This window comes from Kitasatospora sp. NBC_01287, from assembly GCF_026340565.1.
Classification (GTDB): domain Bacteria; phylum Actinomycetota; class Actinomycetes; order Streptomycetales; family Streptomycetaceae; genus Kitasatospora.
The window spans coordinates 4,018,391-4,034,987 of the sequence record NZ_JAPEPB010000001.1 but is presented as its reverse complement, the minus strand read 5'-3'; the positions used below and the strand labels follow the sequence as shown (position 1 = coordinate 4,034,987).

The following is a 16,597-nucleotide window of genomic DNA, read 5'->3' as shown; positions in this document are numbered from 1 at the left end:
TCAGCCGACCAGCAGCTGCGCCTTCAGGTCGCGCAGGTCGCGGTTGTCCAGGCCCAGGCCGTTCTTCAGGTAGCCGTTGAAGGAGCCGAAGTCCTTGGTGACCTCGTCGAACCCGGCGTTCAGGTACTCGGGCCGCACGTCCAGCAGCGGCTTGTAGATCGCCTGGTAGGCGGGCGGCAGCTTCGCCAGGGTGGCCGCGTTGAGGGCCGCCCGGTAGGTGTTGCTCGCCAGGTAGTCGGCCATCACCGTGTCGCTCGGCACGCCGAGCGCGGTGAGCAGCGCGGCGCTGGCCCAGCCGGTGCGGTCCTTGCCGGCGGTGCAGTGGTAGAGCACGTTCTCGTCGTCGCGCTCCACCAGCGCGGTGAAGACCGCGTGGTAGGCGGACTTGGCGGACGGCGCGGCGACCATGGTGCGCTCGGCGTCCTCCATCTGCTGCACGGCGGCGGCCGGGGTGGTGACGTTGAACGCGCCGGTGTCGGCGACGCCCAGCACGTTCTCGCTGAACTCCTTCGCGCCGGCCGGCAGCCGGTCGGGGGCGGCCTGCTGCTCGCCGGGCGTGCGCAGGTCGAAGACGTCGGCGATGCCCAGGCGGCGCAGCTCGGCCAGGTCGGCGGCGCTCAGCTGGCTGAGGTCGCCGGAACGGTAGACCACGCCCATCCGCACCCAGTGGCCGTCGGCGGTGCGGTAGCCGCCGGCGTCACGGAAGTTGGGGGCCGAGGCCAGGTGCAGCGAGCGGTCGGCGATGGTCAGCGGGTCGCCGTGGTCCGGGACCAGCTGGAAGTACCAGCGGTCGGCGGCCGGCACCTTGACGGTCACGGTGGCCGAGCCGGTGGCGCGGGCGACCGGCTCGCGGTGCGCGATGTCGTCCTGGTCCTGGCCGGCGTAGACGGTGACGTGGTGGGTGCCGGGGGCGGTCCAGGTCAGGGTGAAGCTGCCGTCGGCCTGCTGGGTCGCGGTGGCGGTGGTGAACGGGATGGCGGCGGAGCGGTGGTGCGTGTCGGCCAGTGCGGGGGAGGCGGTGCCGAGCAGGAGGGCGCTGGTCAGGGCGGTGGCGGCGGCAACCAGGCGGGGAGAAGTGCGCATGCCCGGAGGCTAGACATGCCAGAGTGGCACGTTGTGACATCAAGGTGGCGCACCGGCAACACCTTGTTGAAGAGCAGATGTTCGACGGAAGCGTCGCCACCCGTCACCCGGAGCAATTACAGTGCCATGTCGCCGGGGGGAGGCCTCCGGGCGCATTACGCCGTCCAGTGAAAGGCCGTCATCCGTGATACCCCTGTGGTCACGCGCCCAGCAGCAGGACTACCGCAGCCGGGTCCGCGGCTGCCTGCTCGGCGGCGCGATCGGTGACGCGCTCGGCGCCGGCATCGAGTTCGACACGCTCGACAAGATCCGGCGGGACCACGGCCCGGACGGCGTGACCGGCTTCGTCACGGCCTACGGCAAGCGCGGCGCCGTCACCGACGACACCCAGATGACCCTCTTCACGGTGGACGGCCTGATCCGGGCCCACGTCCGCCAGGCCGCCGGCGGCTGGCACCCGCCCACCGACGTGCACCACGCCTACCTGCGCTGGGCCGCCACCCAGCGCGACTGGGGCCCGGACGAGCGGCGCCGCGACCTGGGCTGGCTCGGGCGCGAGGAGTGGCTCTACGCGCGGCGGGCGCCGGGCTCGGCCTGCCTGTCCGGTCTCTCCGGGCCGGACGCCGAGCGGCTGGGCACCCTGGAGGCGCCGAAGAACCCGCACTCCAAGGGCTGCGGCACGGTGATGCGGGCGGCGCCGTTCGGGCTGCTGCTCGGTTGGGAGCCCGGTCTGGTCTTCCAACTGGCGCTCGAATGCTCGGTGCTGACCCATGGCCACCCGACCGGCTACCTCTCCGCCGGGGCGCTGGCGGTGATCGTGCACGCCGTGCTGCGCGGCGCGACGGTGGAGGAGGGGGTCGAGCTGGCGCTCGGCCTGCTGGGCGAGCGGCCGGGCCACGAGGAGACCTCGGCGGCGCTGCGCGGGGCGCTGGCGGCGGTGCGGGCCGGCGAGCCGTCGGCGGAGCGGGTGGCCGCGCTGGGGGAGGGCTGGGTGGCCGAGGAGGCACTGGCGATCGGGGTGTACTGCGCGCTGGTCGCCGAGGACGTGCGCAGCGGCCTGCTGCTCGCGGTCAACCACTCGGGGGACAGCGACTCGACCGGGACGGTCTGCGGCAACCTGCTGGGCGCGCTGCACGGTGAGACCGCGCTGCCCGCCGAGTGGCTGGTCGAACTGGAGGGCCGGGGCACCGTGCTGGAGCTCGCCGACGACCTGGTGCTGGAGCTGAGCCACGGCGCCGAGCTGCACGGCCCGGGCGCCGGGCCTGCCTGGCGCGAGCGCTACCCGGTGGGGTGAGCGGCTCCCGTCAGGCGGCGCGGCGCGGCCTCAGCGGGCGCCGAACGCGCCGTGCCCGGCGGCACCCGCGAACGCGTGCCAGGCCTCGGGGGAGAAGCGCAGCTGCGGACCGGACGGGTCCTTGGAGTCCCGGACCGCGACGGTGGCCGGCGCGGGTACCGCGACCTCCACGCAGGCGCCGTTCCCGCCGCTGTGGCTGCTCTTGCGCCAGGCCGGGTCAACGGTCAGGGTCTTGGAGCTCATTCTCGTATACCTCCGCATAGGTGGTGATCAGCGACCTCGACTCGGCGACGCCGAAGGCGGCAGCCCGCAGGTGGTCGTAGAGACCGGTATAGCGGCGGACGTCTGCCTCCTTCTCCAGGTACAGGTCGCTCGTCACCCCTTCGAAGTAGACAACTGTGGAATCGGCGGACTCGGGGAACTCCATCAGGGAGAATGTCCCGGTCATACCGGGGTGGGCGCCGCGCGTGAACGGGATCACCTGGATGTTGACGTTCGCCTGCTCGCTGGCCTCCAGCAGCCGGCGCAGCTGCTGGCTCATCACCGTGGGCCCGCCGACCTCCCGGGCCAGCACCGCTTCGTCTATCACCGACCAGAAGCTGGCCAGCTGGTCCTCGCCGGTCAGCCGGTCCTGCCGCTTGAGGCGCACCTCCACCCGGCGGCGGATCGCCTCGGTGTCGGTGTCCGGCTGGGTGCCGTGCACCACCGCCTCCGCGTACTCGCGGGTCTGCAGCAGCCCGGGCACGAAGGAGGACTCGTAGGAGCGGATCGAGAAGGCCGCCGCCTCCAGGCCGATGTAGACGCTGTAGGGGATGTCGCCGAAGTCGTTCCACCAGCCGCGCTGCTTGGACTCCCGGGCCATCTCCAGCAGGCTGCCGCGCATCTTCGGGTCGGTGACCTCGTAGAGCTCGCACAGGTCGCGGACATCGCGCGGGCTGATGCTGCGGCGGCCGTTCTCCAGCCGGCTGATCTTCGACTGGGAGACCATCAGGACGTCGGCGACCTGCTCGGCCGTCATGCCCCGCTGCTCACGCAGGTGGCGCAGTTGCGCCCCCAGCCTTCTGCGGCGGACGGTGGGATTGCTGCTGGCGGACACATGGACCTCCGGCGGGACCTCTACGGTGCTGGGAGCGATTCGGCTGCGGGGCACGGCAGGGGCGGCCGGCGCCTCGATGCCGTTCGACGGCTTGGACAGCGGAACCGACCCCCTCTTTCTCAGCAGCATGTCACTTCCGATCAGCTCGCCGCCGGGGATTGACTCGACCTCCCACGGACTCGGCGAAAGCCGCACGCCGGAACGATTTCAGTGGTAATGCGATCTGTATGCGGAGTGCGTCTCGCGGCCCGGCCCGGTCTGTCCCGGCCTGAAGCGCGCGGAGCGGAGCGGGCCCTGCGGCGGCCCCCGGGGACGACGCAGGGGCGGTCGCGCCCGGCAGCTGCCGGGCGCGACCGCCCCGTGGCCGTGGGGCTGTCAGTTCAGCGCACACCGACCCGGGTGGGTGCGGCGGGCTCGGTGCGACTGCGCGGGATCTGCTCCCCGCCGCTGCGCGCGGCCGGGGCCCGACCCGTCGGGCCGGTGCGGCCCGGCTGGACGGGCAGACCGTTCTGCACGTCCATCACGGCGTGCGCGACCATGCCGCCGAGCGGGTCGTAGCGGATCAGGTCGCGCAGCCGCGACCGTGAGGATCTGCCCTCGTTGCCCGGGTAGAGGTGCTTGCCCAGGCCGACGGCGTGCGCCAGCGCTGCCAGCGCGGCCGTCCGAGGGTCCGGCGGCACGCCGGTGCGGATGGCTGTGTCGAGACGCTGTTTGATCGCAGCGTTCGTACAGTCGTCCGACGCCTGATAGCGCGTCGTCGGCAGGACCCCGCACACCTGGCCAGGAACGGCGGCGACCATGCCGCACCGCTCCAGATGCGCCAGGTAGGTCTGCCGCAGCCCCAGTCGGGGCCCGCCGATCCAGTGCGCGGCACGCACCGGGCTGCCGCGACGGCGCAGCAGCTCCAGGGCGTGGTCCAGGGTCGGGTCACCGGTCGGCCGCGGCAGCACCACGGCGATCCGATCTCCGTCCGGGACGATCCGTCCGGCCAGGGACAGCTCGACGAGCTGTGCCCCGGCGAGTCCGAGGTCGAGGGTTTGCGGCTGCGCGGTGGTACCCGTGGTCGGGTCCAAGGCGAGCAGCAAAAGTTCCTCGGGAATTGTTCTACGGCTCTTGCCCATCCAAGCCTCCCCGCGTGGATGAATGACAGCGTGACGCCTCTCACACGGACTTGTCGAGTACGCCTCCGAATCGTGACCTTGGGCCGGGAACTCTTCCGGGGCGGTCGCGGGGCGCTCGCGGTGCGGGGAACCGGGGGCCGAGAGGGTGACGTCTGAGCCGGGGACAGGCCGCCGACCCGGAATAACCGCCGGTCGGACGGGGTGTGGCGGACTGCGAACGGGCCGCGGTGGCGGAGACTGTACAGGTCGGACCCGCGGCGGTGGAACCCCCGCGGCGTAGGACGATGACCGAGAACGAGGAGGTCGGAACAGGTGGGCGACGCCCCGGAGAAGGTGCAGGACGGGGAGCGGGAGCAGCCCGCGGCTGCCGGGTCGGCGCCGCCGCCGGAGGCGGCCGGGCCGCGGGGGGCGGGACCGGACGGAGCGGGGGGCGGGGCCTCCGCCGGGCCGGCGGTCAAGGGCGGATCGACCGTCCAGCTGCGCGTCCGGGATGCGGACATGAGGACCACCTTCCTGCGGATGCCGGAGCCGGAGCCGGCCGAACCGGTCGAGGCCGACGAGGAGAAGCCGCAGACCGTCGACCCGCGTCTCGCGATCCGGGACGAGCCGGCGGCAGCCGTGGACCAGGTGCCGGTCGACGGGGTGCCGGCCGACGCGGTGCCGGCCGTGGCGGCGCGGGCCGACGCCGTACCTGCTGACGCCGCGCCGGCTGACGCGTCGCCCATCGAACACGAGCCCGCCGCGGCGCCGGCCCCCGAGCCCGCCCCCCTGGCCGCTGCCCCCCTGGCCGCCGTGCTCCTCGCCGCCCCAACGGCCCCGCCCGTGCCGCCCGCGCCCGCCTTCGGCCCTGCCGCCGCTTTCGGGCCTGCCGCCGATTTCGGTCCTGCCCCGGACTTCGGCCCTGCCGCCGACCCCGGTCCCGCCGACCCCGGTCCCGCCGGCGCCGGGGTCGAGCCGCCGGCCGTGCCGGGCCTGACCGCGCTGGGCGGCCGCCCGCGCTCGCGGGCGCGCGGCGCGCTGCGGCGGGCCACCGCCGGCGTGCTGCTGCTCTCCGTGCTGGCCGGCGGCCTTGCGGTGGCCCAGCTGCTGCGCCCGCTGCCCGCCCCCCAGGTGCGGCTGACCGCCGCCACCTCCTACACCTTCGGTGGCGAGGCACCGGCGCTGCCCTGGCCGGCCAAGGGCCAGGCGGCCGCCGAGGTGGTGGGTCTGGGCAGCCTCGGCAGCTCGGGGCCCAAGGCCACGCCGGTCCCGATCGCCAGCGTGACCAAGGTGATGAACGCCTACCTGATCCTGCAGGACCACCCGCTGGCCAAGGGCCAGCCGGGACCGATGCTCACCGTGGACAAGGCGGCCGCCCAGGAGTCGGGCGACTCCGACCAGTCCACCGCCAAGGTGACCGAGGGCCAGCAGATCAGCGAGTACGAGGCGCTGGAGATGCTGATGCTGCCCAGCGCCAACAACATCGCCCGGCTGCTGGCCCGCTGGGACGCGGGTTCGGAGGAAGCTTTCGTCAAGAAGATGAACGACCGGGCCGCCACGTTCGGCATGAGCAGCACCAGCTACGCCGACGCGGCCGGTTACAGCGCCGACACCAAGAGCACCGCCCAGGACCAGCTGAAGCTGGCCGAGGTGGTGATGCAGAGCGAGATCTTCAAGCAGATCGTCGCCGAGCCGGAGTCCACCATCGCCGGCACCAAGATCTACAACACCAACGCGCTGGTCAACAAGAACGGCGTGATCGGCACCAAGACCGGCTCCAGCACGCCGGCCGGCAGTTGCCTGATGTGGGCCGCCACCAAGGAGGTCGGGGGTACCCAGCAGTTGCTCCTCGGGGTCACCCTGGGCCAACCGCCGACCGCCACCGACAACATCCTCAAGGCCGCGCAGACCGTCAGCTCGAAGATCATCACTGCCGGACAGGCCGCGGTCACCGGCCAGACCCTGGCCCACCAGGGCGAGGTGGTCGGCTACCTGGACGACGGGCTGGGCGGCCACCTGCCGGTGGTGGCGGCCAAGGACGTCACGGTGCCCGGCTTCACCGGCGTCTCGGCCCGGCTGACGCTCACCGGCGTGCCCGGGGGCATCGGCCACGCGGCGCCGGCCGGCACCGCCGTCGGCACGCTGACCGCCGGCGAGGGGCCGGCCCAGGTGAAGGTCCCGGTGGTGCTGCAGCGCGACCTGGCGCCCCCGGCGATCGCCGCCCGGCTCACCCGGCTGGGCTGAGGCGCCCAGGGGCGCCTCGGGGGCGCCCAGGAGTGCGCGGGAGCAACCGGGGGCGGCGGAACGCCCGGGAACGCCGAAGGCCCGTACGTCACGACGTACGGGCCTTCGGCGTTCGCGCTACTTCTTGCCCTTCTCCGTGAGCTTGGCCACCCGTGCCTGGACGCCCCAGACGGTGACCCGCCAGAGCGCCTCGAAGACGATGTTGCGGCTCATCTTGGAGGCGCCGTGCTCGCGCTCGACGAAGGTGATCGGCACCTCGGCGACCTTGAAGCCGCTGCGCACCGAGCGGAACGCCAGGTCGACCTGGAAGCAGTAGCCGGCCGAGGCGACCTGGTCCATGCCCAGACCCAGCAGGGTCTCCTTGCGGAAGGCGCGGTAGCCGCCGGTGACGTCGCGGATCGGCACCCCGAGCATCAGGCGCGAGTATGTCGAGCCGCCGCGGGAGAGGAAGAGGCGGGACTTCGGCCAGTTGACCACCTTGCCGCCCGGCACCCAGCGCGAGCCGAGCACCAGGTCGGCGCCGCGCAGCGCGGTCAGCAGGCGGTAGAGCTCCTCGGGCTGGTGCGAGCCGTCGGCGTCCATCTCGACCAGGACGTCGTAGCCGTTGTCGATGCCCCAGTGGAAGCCGGCCAGGTAGGCGGCGCCGAGGCCCTCCTTGCCCTTGCGGTGCAGCACGCGGACGTTGTCGTCGCGCTCGGCGATCTTGTCGGCCATCTCGCCGGTGCCGTCGGGGCTGTTGTCATCGGCGACGAGGACATGCACCTCGGGAACGGCGGTCCGCACCCGGGAGACGATCCGTTCGACGTTCTCGGCCTCGTTGTAGGTCGGAATGATGACCAGCACCTTGCCGAGGTCGCTGAAGGAGTGTTCCTGGGGCGCAGTCACGTACGAGCCTTTCGGTTGCACCGCATCCACCCTGGATCGCGGCGATCACGTAGGTGTCGGAACCGTCCCAAGGGCCCGGGGCTGGTCCGCCGGGAGTGTCTGGCACGGGTTCCTCACCAGTCCCGATGGTAGCGACCCGAAGGGTGACCGTTGGCAGGACAGTGGGCCGGCCCCGGGCACCCCGGTGCTCCCCGGGCCGGCCGTGCCGCGCTCAGCCGGCGGCGCGCCGGCCCCCGGCCGCCACCGCCGGGTCCGCGCGCCGGTCCTCGGCCAGCGACTCCTTCAGCCCGCTGAGCAGCAGGACGAAGTTCTCCAGGTCACCCGGCCGGCACCACTCGGGCGGGGGCGCGCCCGGCCCCTCCGGCCCCTCCGGTCCGTCCGGTCCACCGGGCCCGTTCGGTTCGCTCGACGCGCTGGGTTCGTTCGGCTTGTTCGGCTCGTTCACCCGGGCGACGCTAGCCCGCGGCGATCAACAACGAATAAGTCCCGCGAGTGACCGGGCGGGTTGACGCGGTGTCAGGCGCAGCCGCCCGGCTTGCTGCCGGCGTCGACCATGGTGGCCTGGGTGAGCGACTCGGCCGGGAAGGCCTTTCCGGTGCGCAGCTTGTCGACCATGGTCTGCACGGCCAGCGCGCCGACGTCCGAACCGTTCAGGTAGAGCGCGGCCCGCATGCCGGTGGGCTGCCCGGTGCCCCAGTCCTGACAGGCCAGGTAGGCGCCCAGGCCGATGCCGATCACGTCGCCGGTGCCGACCCCGGCCTGCTGCAGCGCGGTGATGGCGCCCTGCACGTTCTCGTCGTTGCACCCCCAGACCAGCCAGTGCTTCACGCCAGGGGTGGCCGCGATGATCCGGGCCGCCTGGCGCTGCGCGCCCGTGGTGGTGTTGTCGGTCGGCAGGTCGGTCAGCGGCGGGCGCCCCGCGGCCGTGAAGAAGGCCTCGGCGGCGGCGTTGACCCGGTCGGCGCAGACCGAGACGTCCGGCTGCCAGGCCGAGAGGATCCGGGTGTCGGCCGGGGTCCAGCCCGCCTGGCGGTACTCCTGGGCCGCCCGCTGCCCCACCGCGCTGCCCAGCTGGTCGCCGCTGAAGCCGACCCTGGGCACCAGGTCCTGGTGCGCGCAGGCCACCGGATCGGTGGAGAGGCCGCAGAGCTCGTCGTCCGAGGAGAGCAGCGCGACCTTGGCGTCCTTGGCGATCTGCACCACCTGGGGGCCGACGGTCGGATCCGGTGCCACCACGATCAGCCCCTGGCTCTTCGCGGCGATGGCCGCCCGCTCCTCGGCGACCGTCCGGTCCGCGTCCGTGCCGAGGTCAACCATCTTCAGGGTCACCCCCAGCTGCGCCGCCCTGGCCTTGGCCCCGGCCGCCTCGTCCTTGAAGTACTGCTGGTCGCCCTGCTTCTGCAGGTAGGTGAGCGATATCGGGCCGGTCACCTTGGCATCGGCGCCGGAGCCGCCGCCCGAGCAGCCGGTCAGGCAGCCGGCCAGCGCGAGCGCGGCCGACAGGGCGAGGGCGGTGGTGCGCAGCCGGACGCGCGGGCGGCGGGACGGCAGAAGGGGGCGGGACGGCGGGCGGGGGTGGACGCGAGGAGGGTGGGTGGCGGGCATGGGGGCTCCGAACAGTCGACAGGTCAATCAAAATCGCACATGGTCAAACGCAATGCGCCATATGACAGACCCTGACATGCTGCCGCGTCAAGACTTCTGGCGTGGCGAGATTCCGGCGCGACCGCTCAACGCCCAGACTGGAGCGATGGGTCACCGAGTCGCCAGGCTGCTTCGCGGGTACGGGAGCTACATCCGGAGCGCCCCAGGAACGCACATCTGGTTGCTGATCCTCTTCGCCACCACCATCGCGCTGCGCCACGTCTCCCCGCACCTGGAGCACCGCATCCTGGAGCGGCGCTCCACCAACCTGCACTACCTGGCGGTCTCCCCGGTCCGGGTGCTGATCTCCAGCGCGTTCTACATCGCGGGCGGCGGCTGGTTCTTCTACTTCGTCCTCTACAACGTCTTCCACGTCCCCGCCGAACGCTGGCTGGGCACCCTGCGCTGGCTCCTGGTCGTGGCCATCGCCCACGTCGGCGCCACCTACCTGAGCGAGGGCGTGCTGTACTGGGCGATCGAGCACGGCCATGCCCCCGAACGGGCCAGGTACACCCTCGACTACGGCGTCAGCTACGCCCTGGCCGGCGTCGAGGCGGTGCTCGTCTACCTGATCACCCGCCCCTGGCGCTACCTCTACCTGGCCGGCCTGCTGCTCTTCTACGGCACCGCCCTGCTCCGCAGCCGCGACTTCACCAGCGTCGGCCACTTCAGCGCCGTCCTGCTCGGCCTGGCCTGCTACCCCCTGACCCGCGCCCGCCCGGCCTCGTGGGACCCGGTGGCGTCACTGCGCGGCCTGCCCCACCGGCTGCGCGCCGCCTGGTCGAGGCCCGCCTGAACACCCCCGCCGACAGCAGATGGAGCGACGCCAATAGAATCGCCACATTTGCCGACTGCGCGGGTGATTCCCGCCCGAGCTCCACGAGGCGACCATCGACACCACCCCGCCCCAGCGCCGTGCCCGGAGCCGCAGGGCAAGCAGGACCACCCCTGGCGTCATCTCCAGGCCGAACGGCGGCCGCATAGCGGTTCTGGACGGCTTGCGGCTTGTCGCGGCGCTCATGGTCGTCGCGTACCACTACATCGCCTACCCGTCGGGCTGGGACACCCCGGCCGAGAAGATCTTCAAGAGCGCCTACCTGCCGTCCACCTACGGATTCCTGGGCGTCAACCTCTTCTTCCTGATCAGTGGATTCGTGATCTGCCTCAGCTGCTGGGGCCGCTCGCTCGGCGACTTCCTCACCTCACGGGTGATCCGGCTCTTCCCCGCCTTCTGGTTCGCCGTGATCTGCACCTCCGTGGTGCTGTACTTCTACCCGGGCCCCGAGCGCTCCCTCTCCCCGTCGCAGATCCTCGCCAATCTCACCATGCTGCAGGACCCGTTCGGTGCACCCGAGGCCGACGGCGTCTACTGGACGCTCTGGATCGAGATGCGCTTCTACCTGCTGTTCGCGCTGGTGGTGTGGCGCGGGGTCGACTATCGCCGGGTCGTCACCTTCTGCATCGTCTGGGCGGCCGCCTCGGCCGCGGCGGTGGGGATGAACAGCCCCGCGCTCAGCAACATCCTGATCGCCAACAACTCCTGGTTCTTCATCGGCGGCATCGCGTTCTTCCTGATGTGGAAGTTCCGGCCGTCCGTCCTGCTCTGGGCGATCGTCGGGCTGAGCTTCCTCGCGGGCCAGTACTTCGTGATCGACAACTACCACGGCCACGCGCTGTACTACCACGGCGGGCGCGCGCCGGTCTGGCCGGTGCTGGTGCTGCTCGCGTTGTTCTACGTCCTCATGGCGGGGGTGGCGCTCGGCTGGTTCAGCCGGATCAGCTGGCGCTGGCTGCCCACGGCCGGGGCGCTGACGTACCCGCTGTACCTGATCCACGAGAACATCGGCTGGAGCATCACCAGTCGGCTCCAGCACAAGGTGCCGCCGGCCGAACTGGTCGGTTCGATCGTCGTCGGCATGCTCATCGTGGCCTGGGTCGTCCACCGCGTCGTCGAGCGCCCGGTCTCGAAGTGGCTCCGCACGGGATTCCGCGCCTCCTTCGCCGACATTCGGGAGTTCTCCACCGCAGCGCCGGCGAAGTCCCCGGACCTTCCGCCGGCCGAGCCGAGCCCCGCGGCGGCCCCCGCGGTCGGCGCGCCGACCGTCCCGGACCCGAGGGGGGCGGCCGCACCGGGGATACCGGAGCGGTCCTACGCGGAAGAGGTGCCCGGGGCGCGATCCTAGGGCCCGGACGGGCCCTGGCCGCTCGACCGCGCAACGGGCGGTGCGGATCCCGCCGCGCCGCAGCCGAGGGTGGATCCGGGTGCGGAATCAAGCCGCGCGCCTACGAGCTGCTCGGGTTCGCTTGCGCGTCAGGTGGTGTGTCGAAACGCCCACGGACAGACGCATCCCCAGGTCGGGGCTCCTGGCGGTCCGATTGTTGATCTTCGCAGGGGTGGCCCGCGCCGAGCGCTTCAGGCACACCCGGGAGCACTCCCATGCCTCGAAGGATCAGCAGTACCACCCTCGCGGCGTCGGCGGTGCTCGTCGGGAGCCTCACTGCTGGTCGCCGCGACCCGCAAGCGGCGGTCCACTGCCGCGGACACCCGCGCCTACGTGTGCGGCCATTCGGGCCAGCCGTGCCGGGTGGACTGTTTGAGCACCGGGTCGGTGACCCCGCCGAAGCAGGTCAGCGCCTGTACGTCCCAGCCGGCGAGTTCCGCGCCCGCCACGTACGCGGACTGCAGAAAGCCCAGCACCGCCGCCACCGGCTTCGCCGCCGCACGCGCGTCGGCGTAGCTGTAGGAGGCCATGTGCCCGGAGCCCGACTCCATCCACCTGGCCCCGGCCGGATACAGCGGCCGCCCGGTAACGCCGGGCGGCTCGGGCGCGGTGTACGTGTAGAACGACGGCTCGGGGATCTTGTCATCGCCGTACCAGAACCCCGCGCTGACGACCTCGCGCGAGTACGCCTCGCGCGTCGCCGCGTCCACGCTGTCCGGCATGTCGATCTGCCGGTCCGAGAAGCGCGTCACGGCCAGGTCGAAGCTGTGCCAGAACAGCTGCACCGGGCTGACCTTGCCGGAGAACCCCGCACTGAACTCCTCCAGGATCGCCCCGACCCGGCTCAGGACCTGGAACGCCTGCTGCGCCCGCACCGGGTCGTACTCGGTGTGCTCGGTGTCCTGGGCGAACGGCCGCTTCTTGTCGGGGAGGTCGTACGGGGTGGCTTTCTCCAGGAAGTCCGCGTCGATGTCCATCGCGCGCAGCGCGTGCAGCAGGTTCGCGTGGAAGCTCGCCACCGACTGCCCCGTGAGCGCGAACGCCGTCTGCCGGCCGTCCGCGCACGCCACCCGCAGCGCGTGGTCGAAGAAGTCGAACGTGATGGTGAACACCGGCCCCCGGCGCACGTCGCCCAGTGGCACCGTCGTCCAACCGCGCGCCGTCAGCCGGTAGGTGATGTGCCACCAGTGATTGCGCCGGGTGCCCTGGGCCAGCGCCACCTTGCCGACGACCTGTGCGAAGCGGTGGAGGGTTTCCTTGGTGGGCCGCCATGCCTCGAACGGGAGGTCCGGGAGGATGTCCGTCATGTCACCAGACGCTAGGACAGCGCCTGCGACCGCGCGCGCCGCACCGGCCATCCGGGCCCAGTGCCTCCCGCCGGCCCCGCCCGCCCACCGCGACCAGCGACGAACTGCTGGGGCAAGCGGCAGCCCGGAGCATCCAGCTACGGGCTGACAGTCCGCGCCGTGGACGTTCCGGAGCCGGTCGAGCCCGAAGCCCCGGGCGTCTTCGAGCAAGCCGACAAACGTGCAGGTCCGAGGAGTGCCGACCTGTCAGAGTACGGCCGCGTCCGTACGGACGAAGATCCCGGTGGCCCGATCCGCTAGTCTGTCATCGGTCAGTCGGCTGTCCCTCCGCGGACACGGTCGCCACCTTTCCCCAGGTGTCGCCCGGAGCGCCAGCCCACCGCCTGACCAGGGTGTTTGTTCAACCTGCCCGAGGCCCCGCGTCAGGGTTCTCGGCAAGGTTTTCCACAAGCCCCCGCCCCAGTAGCTCAGGGGATAGAGCACAGCTCTCCTAAAGCTGGTGTCGCAGGTTCGAATCCTGCCTGGGGCACAGTGCACGCGTGACGCCGCCGGCCCCGCGCCCCGATCGGGGCGCGGGGCCGGCGGCGTCACGGCGTCAGAGCGGCTGGGGTCAGTGGCCGTTGAGGCTCTCGCCCAGGGCGGCGGTCAGGCTGCCGTCGGAGGTGTCGCCGTCCATCGACCAGACGAAGGTGCCGCGCAGGTCGTTGGCGCGGATGTACTGGCCCTTGAGCCAGACCGAGGCCGGGTTGTCATAGGTCGAGAAGGTGCCGCTGGCCGGGTCGTACTTGTAGGGCTCGGCGGCCAGCGGGTCCCAGTAGGTCTTGCCGGGGGCGGTGACCACCTGGTTGTAGTTCGGGGTGCCGGCCACGCCCGAGGCGGCGGGCTGGAAGAGGCCGTCGCCCTTCGGGCCGGGGGCCACGCCGCTCCACTCGTGGGCGTAGTACGGGATGGCCAGGCCGATCTGCTCGGGGCGCACGCCCTGCTTCTCGTAGTACTTGACCGCCTGGTCCACGCTGAACCGGTCGTTCGAGGGGTTGGGGTCGCGCGGGTCCTGGAAGAGGGCCGAGGAGAGGTCGCTGGGACCGGTGGCCTCCCAGGCGCCGTGGTAGTCGAAGGTCATGACGTTGAACCAGTCGACGACCTTGGCGATCTTGGGCAGCTCCAGCTTGGCGGCGTAGGCCGGGTTGGCGGAGGTGTTCGCGGTGAGCAGGTAGTGCCGGCCGGATGCCTGGCCGACCCGGTTCTCCTGCTGGCGGAACTCCTGCATCAGCGCGGTGTAGTCCGGGGTGTCCTGCGGGCCGTACGGGTTGCCGTTGCCCGGCTCGCCCGGGTACTCCCAGTCGACCGCGAAGCCGTCGAAGATGCCGGCGGCGGCGCCCGCGGGCAGGCCGGGGATGTCGCCCTTGAGGTACTGGTCCACGCAGGAGGCGACGAAGTCCTGCCGCCCGGCCTCGGTCGAGGCGAGCTGGGAGAACTGGCCGGACCAGGCCCAGCCGCCGATCGACATCACGATCTTCAGCTTGGGGTACTTCGCCTTGAGCTCGCGCAGCTGGTTGAAGTTGCCCAGCAGGGCCTGGCCCGCCTGGTCGGCCTGGCCGTCGACCGACTCGGTGGCGCTGAACGGGCGCTGGTAGTCGGCCCAGCTGTCGCCGCTGCTGCACAGGCCGGCGGCCGAGACGGCGCTGAAGCCGTAGTCCAGTTCGGTGAGGTGGTTGATCTCCCCGCTGGTGATCAGGTTCTTCTCCATGAAGCCGGAGTAGATGCCCCACTGGGTGAAGTAGCCGGTCAGTTCCTTCTGGCCGCCCTGGCCGCCGCCCCCGTGGGCGGGTGCGGCGCCGGCGGGTGCCGCGCCCAGCAGGGCGAAGGCGCAGGCGGCGGCCGCGGCGGTGACCGCGGCTCTGCGGACGGCGGTACGGCGGGTCACTGGCATGGACTCTCCTCGGCGGGCGCCGCGGACTGGCGCGGCGGCGGTGGGGGACGCGGCGGTGGGGGCGCGGGGTGCGGGGTGCGGGGAGGAGCGGAGGCGCGGAGGTCTTATTGGCATAGACCAATGAGAGGGAAGGTATAGTCCACCGCCCGCCGGGTCAATGGTCGGGATCCGCTGCCGGCCAGCCGTGCTGACGATCGGTCACCGGCTGACCGATGGAACGGCCGACCGATGGAACGGCCGATCGGCGCGACGATCGACCGGGTCGCGGCAGCACGGCACGCCCGCCGCCGTCATCGCGTGCGCCGGATCCCCCGGGTGGACACACCGGCTGGCCCCACCCCCGGTTCGGGTGCTGCCCGCATCGTTGGGGACCGCTCCCGCTGGAAGGCTTGAGCCCATCGAGGAAGCAGTCGAGAAAAGGAAAATCCGATGACGAACCGTCAGCTCGCCGCCCAGCAGACCCCCCGCCGCACCCCGCGCCGCACCCCCCGCCGACTGGTCGCCGCCGCCGGGCTGCTCTGCCTGGCGGTCACCGCGGGCACGGTCGGCGCGACCACCGCCTCGGCGGCCGACGCGGCGGCCCGCGGGGCCCGCGGGACCTTGGTCTCCGCGACCTCGCTGGACTCGTTCGACGCCTCCCAGGCCACCGCGTACGTCCAGGGCATCGGCTTCGCCACCCCGGCCGAGCCCGATGGCGTCGAGGTCTACCAGGTCACCTACCGGACCGTCACACCGACCGGTCGGCCCACCACCGCCAGCGGCGTGGTCGCCCTGCCCCGCACCACGGGCTCGGGGCCGCTGGCCACCGTCGAGTACACGCACGGCACGATGGCCTACCGGGGCGACGCCCCCTCGGTCGCGGACGGCCCGGACCGGGCGGCGGCCGTGATGTTCGCGGGCGACGGCTTCGCCGCCGTGGCGCCGGACTACCTGGGCCTGGGCACCGGACCCGGCACCCACCCGTACCTGGACGTGCGTTCCGAGACCACCGCCTCGCTCGACCTGCTGACCGCCGCCCGGGCGCTGGAGGCGCGTCAGGGCCGCAGCGCCGACGGACGGGTGCTGGTGACCGGCTTCTCGGAGGGCGGCGCCGCCGCGATGAGCGTGGGGCAGGCCCTGCAGGGCGGCGCGCTGCCCGGCTACCGGCTCACCGCGCTGGCACCGGTCAGCGGCCCGTACGACCTGCGGGGCAGCGAGCTGCCGGCCGCACTGAACGGTCAACTGCTGGGCAGCCACGCCTCGTTCTACGCCGCTGACCTGGTGGTCGCCTGGAACCGGCTGCACCCGCTCTACTCCTCGCCCGCCGAGGCGTTCCAGGCGCCCTACGACAGCACCATCACCGCGCTCTTCGACGGCGAGCACACCGACGAGCAGATCGCCGCCGCGCTCCCGGACAGCCTGCAGCAGCTCTTCACCCCCGGGTTCCTGCACCGGCTGCAGCACCCCACCGGCGCGTTCGCCGAGATGTTCCAGCGGGCCGACTCCGTCTGCCGCTGGGCGCCGAGCGCACCCGTCCGGCTCTACGACGCGGACGGCGACCAGGACGTGGCGCCCGCCGACACCACCGCCTGCCAGGGAGAGCTGGCCGCCGCCGGGGTGAAGGTGCCGGTGGTCGATGCCGGGGCCACCGACCACAACGGATCGGCGATCGCCTCCTACCCCCTGATCCGGACCTGGTTCGACACCCTCGCCGGGCGCTGACCCCCGGCCCGGCCGAGCCCCGACCCCCGACCCCGCTGAACCCCGCCGGCCCCCGACCCCCGAACCAGGGGCCGGGGGCCGGGGCTTCGTG

The 16,597-nt window shown here is 72.4% G+C and carries 14 protein-coding genes and 1 tRNA gene; 6 read left to right on the top strand and 9 right to left on the bottom strand.

Annotated features, from left to right (window positions below):
• Window positions 1-1,083 (bottom strand): tyrosine-protein phosphatase, encoded by a 1,083-nt coding sequence (locus tag OG455_RS16990; RefSeq protein WP_266294547.1) that lies wholly within the window; start codon window positions 1,081-1,083, stop codon window positions 1-3.
• A gap of 184 nt (window positions 1,084-1,267) precedes the next feature.
• On the opposite strand from OG455_RS16990, the gene OG455_RS16985 reads away from it, so the two are divergent.
• Window positions 1,268-2,377 carry an ADP-ribosylglycohydrolase family protein gene (locus OG455_RS16985; RefSeq protein ID WP_266294545.1) on the top strand — a complete coding sequence of 370 codons (1,110 nt, stop codon included), beginning with the start codon at window positions 1,268-1,270 and terminating at the stop codon, window positions 2,375-2,377.
• Window positions 2,378-2,407: 30 nt separating this feature from the next.
• On the opposite strand, the gene OG455_RS16980 is transcribed toward OG455_RS16985, so the two are convergent.
• The 3 genes from OG455_RS16980 to OG455_RS16970 form a co-directional block, all read right to left on the bottom strand.
• Window positions 2,408-2,620, bottom strand: coding sequence for a DUF397 domain-containing protein (locus OG455_RS16980; RefSeq protein WP_266294543.1), 213 nt, complete (start codon window positions 2,618-2,620; stop codon window positions 2,408-2,410).
• Window positions 2,595-3,473, bottom strand: coding sequence for a helix-turn-helix transcriptional regulator (locus tag OG455_RS16975; RefSeq protein ID WP_266294541.1), 879 nt, complete (start codon window positions 3,471-3,473; stop codon window positions 2,595-2,597). The genes OG455_RS16980 and OG455_RS16975 overlap by 26 nt, the downstream gene beginning before the upstream one ends.
• A gap of 380 nt (window positions 3,474-3,853) precedes the next feature.
• A complete protein-coding gene (locus OG455_RS16970; RefSeq protein WP_266294539.1) occupies window positions 3,854-4,594 on the bottom strand; it encodes a GPP34 family phosphoprotein in 741 nt (246 codons plus the stop codon).
• A gap of 312 nt (window positions 4,595-4,906) precedes the next feature.
• Here OG455_RS16970 and OG455_RS16965 point away from each other — a divergent pair, with 312 nt between their 5' ends.
• Window positions 4,907-6,817, top strand: coding sequence for a D-alanyl-D-alanine carboxypeptidase family protein (locus tag OG455_RS16965; RefSeq protein ID WP_266294537.1), 1,911 nt, complete (start codon window positions 4,907-4,909; stop codon window positions 6,815-6,817).
• A gap of 117 nt (window positions 6,818-6,934) precedes the next feature.
• Here OG455_RS16965 and OG455_RS16960 read toward each other — a convergent pair whose 3' ends face one another.
• From OG455_RS16960 to OG455_RS16950, 3 genes are all read right to left on the bottom strand, one after another.
• Complete coding sequence (locus OG455_RS16960; RefSeq protein WP_266294535.1) at window positions 6,935-7,702, bottom strand: polyprenol monophosphomannose synthase; 768 nt, start codon at window positions 7,700-7,702, stop codon at window positions 6,935-6,937.
• 211 nt (window positions 7,703-7,913) lie between these two features.
• On the bottom strand, window positions 7,914-8,147 hold the full coding sequence (locus OG455_RS16955; protein ID WP_266294533.1) for a hypothetical protein: 234 nt from the start codon (window positions 8,145-8,147) through the stop codon (window positions 7,914-7,916).
• 71 nt (window positions 8,148-8,218) lie between these two features.
• The gene (locus tag OG455_RS16950) at window positions 8,219-9,307 is read right to left on the bottom strand and encodes a substrate-binding domain-containing protein (protein WP_266294531.1); all 1,089 of its coding nucleotides are present in this window, start codon (window positions 9,305-9,307) and stop codon (window positions 8,219-8,221) included.
• 145 nt (window positions 9,308-9,452) lie between these two features.
• Between OG455_RS16950 and OG455_RS16945 the strand changes: the two genes are divergently transcribed.
• Both OG455_RS16945 and OG455_RS16940 read left to right on the top strand, forming a co-directional pair.
• Window positions 9,453-10,142, top strand: coding sequence for a rhomboid-like protein (locus OG455_RS16945; RefSeq protein WP_266294529.1), 690 nt, complete (start codon window positions 9,453-9,455; stop codon window positions 10,140-10,142).
• 202 nt (window positions 10,143-10,344) lie between these two features.
• Window positions 10,345-11,529, top strand: a complete 1,185-nt coding sequence (locus tag OG455_RS16940) for an acyltransferase (RefSeq protein ID WP_266294527.1) — start codon at window positions 10,345-10,347, stop codon at window positions 11,527-11,529.
• Window positions 11,530-11,897: 368 nt separating this feature from the next.
• On the opposite strand, the gene OG455_RS16935 is transcribed toward OG455_RS16940, so the two are convergent.
• Window positions 11,898-12,875, bottom strand: a complete 978-nt coding sequence (locus OG455_RS16935) for a DUF5996 family protein (RefSeq protein ID WP_266294525.1) — start codon at window positions 12,873-12,875, stop codon at window positions 11,898-11,900.
• A gap of 456 nt (window positions 12,876-13,331) precedes the next feature.
• On the opposite strand from OG455_RS16935, the gene OG455_RS16930 reads away from it, so the two are divergent.
• Window positions 13,332-13,404: transfer RNA gene (locus OG455_RS16930), tRNA-Arg, on the top strand.
• Window positions 13,405-13,485: 81 nt separating this feature from the next.
• On the opposite strand, the gene OG455_RS16925 is transcribed toward OG455_RS16930, so the two are convergent.
• The gene (locus tag OG455_RS16925) at window positions 13,486-14,805 is read right to left on the bottom strand and encodes a glycoside hydrolase family 18 protein (RefSeq protein ID WP_266294523.1); all 1,320 of its coding nucleotides are present in this window, start codon (window positions 14,803-14,805) and stop codon (window positions 13,486-13,488) included.
• Between the two features lie 429 nt (window positions 14,806-15,234).
• Here OG455_RS16925 and OG455_RS16920 point away from each other — a divergent pair, with 429 nt between their 5' ends.
• On the top strand, window positions 15,235-16,506 hold the full coding sequence (locus OG455_RS16920) for a S9 family peptidase (RefSeq protein WP_266294521.1): 1,272 nt from the start codon (window positions 15,235-15,237) through the stop codon (window positions 16,504-16,506).
• The last annotated feature ends 91 nt before the right edge of the window (window positions 16,507-16,597 follow it).